We start from the raw sequence: 7,567 nt of genomic DNA, 5'->3' as shown, positions 1-7,567 counted from the left end.
AAATGGCACTCATAGTTCGTTTACTAGATCCTCAACACCCCACGACATTTTACAGATGTTGGCTGTCAATGAGTGAAAGAGTGTTTGTGAAACCCCATCCCCCCATAACTATTTGGCAGACTAGTTGAGAAACCCAACCTGCCGCCACTAAAATCATGGCAAAGCCTCGTTTTGTCCGCTTCTTTCGCCACCTCAATGCTGGCACCTTTAAGAAAACCTTTGCGATTACCATCAAACGGCGACTTTTGGGACTAGCCTCGGAAATTGCCTTCAATGCAATGTTATCGTTGTTTCCCGCAATTCTTGCCGCCCTGACAGCCATTGGCTTATTTGAAGAATCTTTGCAAGAGACTTTTAAACAGATGGCGGTGCAACTGAGTCAAATTGCACCAGAAGAAGCACTAACTTTGATTCGTGATTTTGCTACGAAAGAAATTACCAACTCAAAAAATAGCGGTTTGTTTTCTCTGAGTTTTGCGATCGCCATTTGGACTGCTTCTGGTGCAGTCAGTACAGCGATGACAGCCCTCGATCAAATTCATCAAATTCCCGCAGATAAGATACGCCCTTTTTGGAAAGCTAAACTCATCTCTTTGGGATTAACAATTGGCACGATCATGCTTTTTGTGATGGCTTCTTTTTTGGTCTTTATTAGTGACTTAGTATTGCAACTTGTATGGCGTGAAAATGATTTTTTCGGATTATTATTGTATTTTTGGCAGTTGTTTCGCTGGGCTTTAGCTTTAGGTATTGTTGCTACTGCCTTTGCTTCTATCTATCGCTACGGTCCTTCAAAGTGGAATTCAGGTACGCCGATGATGCCTGGGGCGATTATAGCAGCTATTTCCTGGGCGATCGTCTCGAATTTATTTCGGGTTTATGTGGCGAATTTCGGTAACTATAACATCGCCTATGGTGCAGTGGGAGCGGTGATTGTTTTAATGCTGTGGCTTTGGATGAGTGCTGCGGTTCTTTTAATTGGGGATCAATTAAATGTAGTCGTGGGTGAAGATATGCGATCGCGCCAGCATTCTAACGCTTCAAAGCATAATCGTAACAATTAATCCTGTAAAAAGGCACACATCAGAGTAGAATATTTAGCGGTTAGAACACAGATTATGCGCGAAGCGTCCATGTCTAAATCTCCTATAAAATTTACAATTGAACCCGATGCCAAAGCGCCTACCTTAAAGCGTTTGCGTCAACTTAGCCGTCTGCTGGATAATGCCATAACCATTCCCGGAACGCGGGTTGGTATCGGACTAGATCCACTTATAGGATTTATACCTCTTGGTGGTGATTTTTTGGGAGTCATGCTTTCTGCTTACATTGTCCTAGAAGCGGCGCGATTAGGCGCACCTAAAGCAACTTTAGGCAGAATGGTCTTAAATATTATTATTGATGGCTTGTTGGGCGCTATACCAGTGCTGGGAGACTTTTTTGATTTTGCTTGGACAGCAAACGAGCATAATATTAAGTTATTAGAAGAATACCTAAGATTTCCCGGACAGAGTAAGAGCGCAGATGTATGGTTTGTTTTAGCGCTTTTGTTAGGATTATTGCTTGTTGCCATAGTATTAGTAGCATTCCCTGTGATACTAATTAGACTGCTGTGGCAAGCCTTATTTGGTGTTTAAATTATTTGCTGATAAAAGGGATGAAAAATTGGTGGCAAGCTACTTTTCCTAAAGGGCGACAAAATTTAATAATTACTGATGCTAATGGATATCCTGTACAAATCGCTTATGGCGAAAAAGGTACAGGGAAACCGCTAATTTTCTTACATGGCGTGGGTAGCTGGAGCTATAATTGGCGTCACAGCATCGCACCTTTATCTGAATATTTTCGGGTAATTTGTTTTGATGCTAAAGGTTACGGTTTTTCCGAAAAACCTGTATCTCGTCGAGAAAAAAGCGGTCATCAAATTATTGAGCTAGAGAGAATTATTAGTACTTTATGTGATGAACCCGCTGTAATTGTCGCCGAATCTTTGGGGGCAGTAATTGCCCTTGCTATTGCTGAAAAAAATCCTCAGTTAATAGCGCGGTTGGTGGTACTAAATGTACCTATTTTTCCGCAACGTCTGCCCCATTGGGGAATGTCGGTGCTTGCACAAACGCCGTTAGAAATATTGCAAACAATTGATAGCTTACGTTTAGCATATTTGTTTGCACCTTTAGTAAGAGAAATTATGGCAATAGAAAGGCGTGGCGTGCTATTCGATCCATCAATACTTACCCAAGAAGATGTTTACTGGATAACTTACCCGTTTATTGAGTTTCCTGGTACTTTGGTAAAAGTTGCCGAAGAGTTACAAATAGCAGCGCGAGAAATTGAGCATTTGCAAACTAATAAGCCGAACATGCTTAGTGAAATTCAAAATAATCTCGGTGCTATTCAGTCTCCCACACTAATTTTGTGGGGTGAACAAGATAGTTGGTTTCCTGCTAGCGATGGCGAGAAATTGCGTCAACGTCTGAAGAATGCTAAATTGCAAATTCTACCTAATTGCCATCATGATGCTTCGTCTGGTGCTGCACAAGCGGTTAATGCCGCTATTATTCAATTTATGCGGGATACAAATTTTATTTAAATAATCACCCTAAAAATAGATATTAGCAGATATAACCCTAGAAACGTTCCGCCGGAAGGTCTCTACAATATGTGTCCCAACTAAGGACATGATATCAATTATTCTGAGAATAGTTTTGCATTGCTCCCCATAAAAAAAGAGTGGGAGGAAGCATATCATTCGCTTTCAAACTCCCACTCTTTCATTTGCTGCTGAAGCGTTTAGGAATATTTACGGACGATGCGCTTTATTTGGGGGGCTAATGTGTCGAACAAAAACAACGCCCGTATGCGCTTAATATTCCTTGGTGCAGCAAATGGAAACTTGATTATTTATTTTAATTTGTCAGAGTTGCAATGTTAGTATATCTTTTTTAGATATACATTATTTACCTCGAAAATTTGTTTGGTAGAAGATGCATCATCAAAATTATTCAATCTTGTAACTCACCCCGATAACCACACCCTTGAAGTTCCTTATGTTTAACAATTTAACTGATTTGGTTGAAGCATGGTTGCCAAAATGGCAACTTTTTCAAATAGTTTAATTCGTATCAAAAGTAGCAAAATGAAATTCATATTTGCTCTATATCGACAAAATTCAGCCACAAAGAGTGCTTTGATAGTTTTGTATTGCTCCCCATAAAAAAAGAGTGGGAGGAAGCATATCATTCGCTTTCAAACTCCCACTCTTTCATTTGCCGCTGAAGCGTTTAGGAATATTTGCTAACGTTGTCTGTTCTTTTGGGGGCTAATGGTACGTTAACGACAACGCCTGTAGAGAATTAAACTTCCTAATGCAGCAAATGTCAAACCTTGTTATTGATATTTATTTGCTAATCTAAGTAGTTTTTCACTCTTAGATATCCTAAGTTTTTGCCTAAAAAATACTTTTGTAAAAGTATTTTTTAGGATAAGTTAGTAGCCTGTGCTCCCTGATAACAACACCCTTGAAGTCGTTTATCTCCATACAATTTAGCTAACTAATTTAGAGGTTGGTTGCCAAAATGGCATCTTTGTTTTTATTTGATAAATGCTCATTTGTAACTTTTTCATATCTATTAATCTGATACGTGTTTAGTTTTAGCGTTATTTATATTTGATAATTGCTCATTTCTAACTTTTTTATATCTGTTAATCTGCTGTTATTCTATTGCTGGGGACTGGGTATTAGAAAAGAAGAGATTTTTATCTGTATTGGTGTATGCAGCGTTTTATTAATCCACAGGCTAGAAGCCTATAGCTACACAAACAAAGCTTACCTGCGTGGGCTAATTTGAGCTTTATCTTCATAGAGATATGGTAAGTAGATGGGCATAAATAAATGTTCGTTTGTAGTAAGCGGATAGTTTTGAGGGCTGAAGCGCGGAGCTTTCCCGTAGGGTAGCCCTGACTACGAATCAAGAGAGTATTTTACGTTTAATTTCGCCCATTTACTTAATAAGCATTTATGGGTTTTCTCGTCTACAATACCCTCAAAGCTTGCGCTCTTTCATAGAGACTGGGTGCTGGTATGAAATTGTATTTAATATTAAAAATTATTAAGGGCACAGCGATGCCATGCCCTTAATAGTCAAAAGTATTAATTCTGTATCGTCTTTGACAACAGTATTACTACTTGCGTAAAATTGCCGACAAAGAACTTTGTTTGCGAATATCCAGCATATCTGCTAAAGATTCTTTGCTTTTATCGAAGGGAATGGTGTGTTCTGGTGGCAAAACTGTGACCATAGGTTTTGTTTTAGATGGCGCTGGTGCGAAGGACATGCTTTGTGATGGAGGCACAAAAACTGGCGGATTCTCTGGTGGACGTGCTTCTAATTTTTGATGACGATGTTGTGCCAAGCGTGCCTCATAGCGGTTAATCTGTTTCTGGTCTTTTTGCCGCTGTGGGGGACGATTTAGCAATCGGAAAATTATAAAGCAACCACTAGCACAACTGAGGGCGATCGCTGCCACCATCCATAAAGGTGTACGATTGCTAGTCTCAGGGGGGGTGTTGATTGGTTGTGCTACTTCAGCTTGTATTGTTTCTGGTTCTTCCGGTTCCACACGCCCAGCATAACTTAGGCTATACACTGCAAGGGTTGCGCTCCCGATAAACATTCCTAGCAACCCTACCAACAATAGCCAAGGATAGCGTCCCAATAGACGTATTAGAAGCATGAAGCTATCTATTGACTTCGAGTTACTCTTTACCTTGTCTGCTGTCAGCGCTGTTGCTTGCGTTGGCTCCTGCTGTACATTCTGACTATTTTCCATGATTAATTTCAGATTTGTACCCCTCCAATTGTTGATTGTACTGGAGGAGCTAACCTGAGCGTATCCGTAGCAAAGCTTCGGATTTCAGTAGCCTTTTTTTTGGACTCTGGCTCCTAAATCCGCTAAGTATTCGCGAAAATCGTTATTTTTTAGAACTTTATCAGGCTTTGGTACAGAGCTAAGGAAAGCTTATTCTCAAAGGTTCGGGTTTCACAAACAATAGACAAAAATGGACAGCCTTCTCCTTCGGAGACGCTAGCGCGAACATCCGAAAATGTCGTGGGGTGTTGAGGATCTAGTAAACAAGGCTGTCCATTTTTGTCCAGGTTCAGCCCAAGGGAGTTGAATGTCTCTCCAGAGCAAGTTGAATCAAGCGATCGACTAATTCGGCAAAGGTAATTCCACTTTTAGCCCACATTTGAGGATACATACTCGTCGCTGTGAAGCCTGGAAACGTATTGATTTCGTTAATTAATATTTCCCCTGTGGCTTCGACATAGAAAAAGTCCACCCTTGCCAACCCAGCAGCGTCAACGGCTGCAAAGGCTTGCAAAGCCATGTCCTGAATTTGACGGGTAACAGAATCTGGCAACTGTGCGGGTATCAGTAAATCTGCTAATCCTTCTGTATATTTAGTTTCATAATCGTAAAAATCACTTTCAAAAGAAATTTCGCCGACGACTGAAGCTTGGGGTTGATCGTTTCCTAAAACGGCACATTCGACTTCGCGTGCGATGACTCCTGCTTCTACTATGATGCGGCGATCGTAAGAAGCGGCATTATCTAAAGCGGTTTCTAATTCTTGACGCGATCGCACTTTGGCAATACCCACCGATGAACCTAAATTAGCAGGTTTGACAAAACACGGATAGCCCAACGTTGCTTCGATTTCATCACACAATTTGGGAAATATACAAGGATTTGACCAAATTTGCGCTCTGGTCAGCGTTACATATTTAACTTGTGCCAATCCCGCTTGGGCAAACGCCATTTTCATGGCAATTTTATCCATACCCAGCGCCGAACCTAACACCCCAGAACCGACGAAGGGAACTTGCATCAAGCTGAGTAATCCCTGAATTGTACCGTCTTCACCGTTGGGACCGTGGAGAATCGGAAACCAAACATCCACCTCCCCTACTTGAGAGGGAAATTGCCAACGGGTAAGATTATTTTTTGTTGTTGACAATAAAGAATTGGCGCTTGGTGTCTCATTTTCCGGTAATTGCGGTACTTTTCCGGATGTTAAAACTTGTTGCGGTACATCCCCTGCTAACCAACGTCCATCTTTTTGGATGTAGAAAGGAAGTATTTCGTACTTGTTAGCATTTTCCTCTGCACTCAAGGCAAGAGCGATCGCTCGTGCTGAACTAATCGAAACTTCATGCTCTCCCGAACGACCACCAAACAACAACCCCACCCTCAATTTTGACATTTGCCGCACCTCTATCACTCCTCAAATGCAGATAGCCTATCATAAGTTGTCAAAGTTGCTAAATTTTTTATTTACAAATGTTTTTCAGTATTAACTGTGAAAATAAAAGAATTAATGTTATTTTGATAACTATTTGCTATACCTTTTCTCGCTAAAGGTAAAGTGAGCAATTTTGTTAAAATGCCTTAATGCCAGAAAAACAACACTACTTAAAAACAAAACCTGGATGGTCTTTGGAACAAAAAGATCCTCGGTTCATCCAACTTATGATGCCACTGTGGGAGTGGCTGTATCGCTACTATTTTCGAGTGCAAACTAGTGGTTGGGAAAATATCCCCCAGTCCAAGGTTTTAATTGTCGGTTCCCATAACGGAGGACTGGCAGCTCCCGATATGTATATGGTAATGTATGACTGGTTTCAACGATTTGGTGTTGAGCGACCAGTTTACGGTTTGGCGCATCCCTATTTTTGGCAGGTTCCGCTAACAGCAGAATTGGCAGGGAGGTTGGGAGCAATCATCGCTCATCCGCGAATGGCGATCGCTGCTTTGCGTTCTGGAGCCAGCGTACTAGTATATCCTGGTGGAGCGCAAGACCTTTTTCGACCACACGCTATGCGCCATCAAATTCACTTTGCTGGCAATCAGGGATTTATCAAGTTAGCGCTGCGCGAACAAGTACCGATTGTGCCGATTATTTCTGTCGGTGCCCACGATACGCTGTTTGTGTTGGCTGACTTATACAAAATTTTAGAGCAATTGCATGAATCGGGGATGCCTTGGCTATTTGGGCTAGATCCAGAGGTTTTCCCGATTTATCTTGGGTTGCCTTGGGGATTGGCGATTGGTCCTTTACCTAACATACCATTGCCTGTAACTATACATACGCGAGTTTGTCCACCGATTGTCTTTGAACGTTACGGTCGGGATGCAGCAAGCGATCGCTCTTATGTTAATGCTTGTTATGAGTTAGTCCAAAGTCAAATGCAGCAAGAGTTAGATGATTTAGTAATTGGTAATTGCTAATTGGTAATCGGTAATTGGTAATTGGTAATTGGGCATTGGGGAGCCAGTGCGTTGGGCGGGGATGCCGACTTGAAGCATAGCCGCGTCATTGGGCATTGGGGAGCCAGTGCGTTGGGCGGGGATGCCGACTTGAAGCATAGCCGCGTCATTGGGCATTGGGAATAGAAAAAAATTGTCCCCCTTGTCCACGCCAGATGCTTCAACGCGGGAAACCCGACGGCAGTCGCTCATGGGGGTAACGAACATGACCGCGCTGCCTCCGCAACGCACTGGC

General features: G+C 41.9%; 6 protein-coding genes and 1 pseudogene. 4 read left to right on the top strand and 3 right to left on the bottom strand.

Annotation, left to right across the window (positions count from 1 at the left end; all coding sequences use genetic code 11):
* Positions 1 to 155: 155 nt before the first annotated feature.
* The 3 genes from PI95_RS33950 (at position 156) to PI95_RS33940 (ending at position 2,593) form a co-directional block, all read left to right on the top strand.
* Complete coding sequence (locus PI95_RS33950) at positions 156 to 1,064, top strand: YihY/virulence factor BrkB family protein (protein WP_039737702.1); 909 nt, start codon at positions 156 to 158, stop codon at positions 1,062 to 1,064.
* Between the two features lie 69 nt (positions 1,065 to 1,133).
* The gene (locus PI95_RS33945; RefSeq protein ID WP_039738298.1) at positions 1,134 to 1,637 is read left to right on the top strand and encodes a DUF4112 domain-containing protein; all 504 of its coding nucleotides are present in this window, start codon (positions 1,134 to 1,136) and stop codon (positions 1,635 to 1,637) included.
* 20 nt (positions 1,638 to 1,657) lie between these two features.
* On the top strand, positions 1,658 to 2,593 hold the full coding sequence (locus PI95_RS33940) for an alpha/beta fold hydrolase (RefSeq protein WP_039737701.1): 936 nt from the start codon (positions 1,658 to 1,660) through the stop codon (positions 2,591 to 2,593).
* A 1,592-nt stretch (positions 2,594 to 4,185) separates the two neighbouring features.
* Here PI95_RS33940 and PI95_RS33935 read toward each other — a convergent pair.
* Both PI95_RS33935 and PI95_RS33930 read right to left on the bottom strand, forming a co-directional pair.
* The gene (locus PI95_RS33935; RefSeq protein ID WP_039737695.1) at positions 4,186 to 4,833 is read right to left on the bottom strand and encodes a hypothetical protein; all 648 of its coding nucleotides are present in this window, start codon (positions 4,831 to 4,833) and stop codon (positions 4,186 to 4,188) included.
* Positions 4,834 to 5,161: 328 nt separating this feature from the next.
* The gene (locus tag PI95_RS33930) at positions 5,162 to 6,268 is read right to left on the bottom strand and encodes a D-alanine--D-alanine ligase family protein (RefSeq protein ID WP_039737693.1); all 1,107 of its coding nucleotides are present in this window, start codon (positions 6,266 to 6,268) and stop codon (positions 5,162 to 5,164) included.
* A 188-nt stretch (positions 6,269 to 6,456) separates the two neighbouring features.
* Between PI95_RS33930 and PI95_RS33925 the strand changes: the two genes are divergently transcribed.
* On the top strand, positions 6,457 to 7,293 hold the full coding sequence (locus PI95_RS33925; RefSeq protein ID WP_039737691.1) for a lysophospholipid acyltransferase family protein: 837 nt from the start codon (positions 6,457 to 6,459) through the stop codon (positions 7,291 to 7,293).
* Here the strand turns inward: PI95_RS33925 and PI95_RS33920 are convergent.
* Positions 7,273 to 7,567: pseudogene (locus tag PI95_RS33920) on the bottom strand (hypothetical protein); the annotation flags it as partial. The gene PI95_RS33925 and the pseudogene PI95_RS33920 overlap by 21 nt on opposite strands.

The sequence above is a fragment of the Hassallia byssoidea VB512170 genome, from assembly GCF_000817785.2.
Classification (GTDB): domain Bacteria; phylum Cyanobacteriota; class Cyanobacteriia; order Cyanobacteriales; family Nostocaceae; genus Hassallia; species Hassallia carrinoi.
Note: the sequence above shows the minus strand (reverse complement) of the source record. Positions and strands in the feature narration are given on the sequence as shown.

Bases quoted from the DNA above. Each gene is read 5' to 3' on its own strand.
- PI95_RS33950 (WP_039737702.1), top strand. From the start codon at position 156: ATGGCAAAGCCTCGTTTTGTCCGCTTCTTTCGCCACCTCAATGCTGGC.
- PI95_RS33945 (WP_039738298.1), top strand. From the start codon at position 1,134: ATGTCTAAATCTCCTATAAAATTTACAATTGAACCCGATGCCAAAGCG.
- PI95_RS33940 (WP_039737701.1), top strand. From the start codon at position 1,658: ATGAAAAATTGGTGGCAAGCTACTTTTCCTAAAGGGCGACAAAATTTA.
- PI95_RS33935 (WP_039737695.1), bottom strand. From the start codon at position 4,833: ATGGAAAATAGTCAGAATGTACAGCAGGAGCCAACGCAAGCAACAGCG.
- PI95_RS33930 (WP_039737693.1), bottom strand. From the start codon at position 6,268: ATGTCAAAATTGAGGGTGGGGTTGTTGTTTGGTGGTCGTTCGGGAGAG.
- PI95_RS33925 (WP_039737691.1), top strand. From the start codon at position 6,457: ATGCCAGAAAAACAACACTACTTAAAAACAAAACCTGGATGGTCTTTG.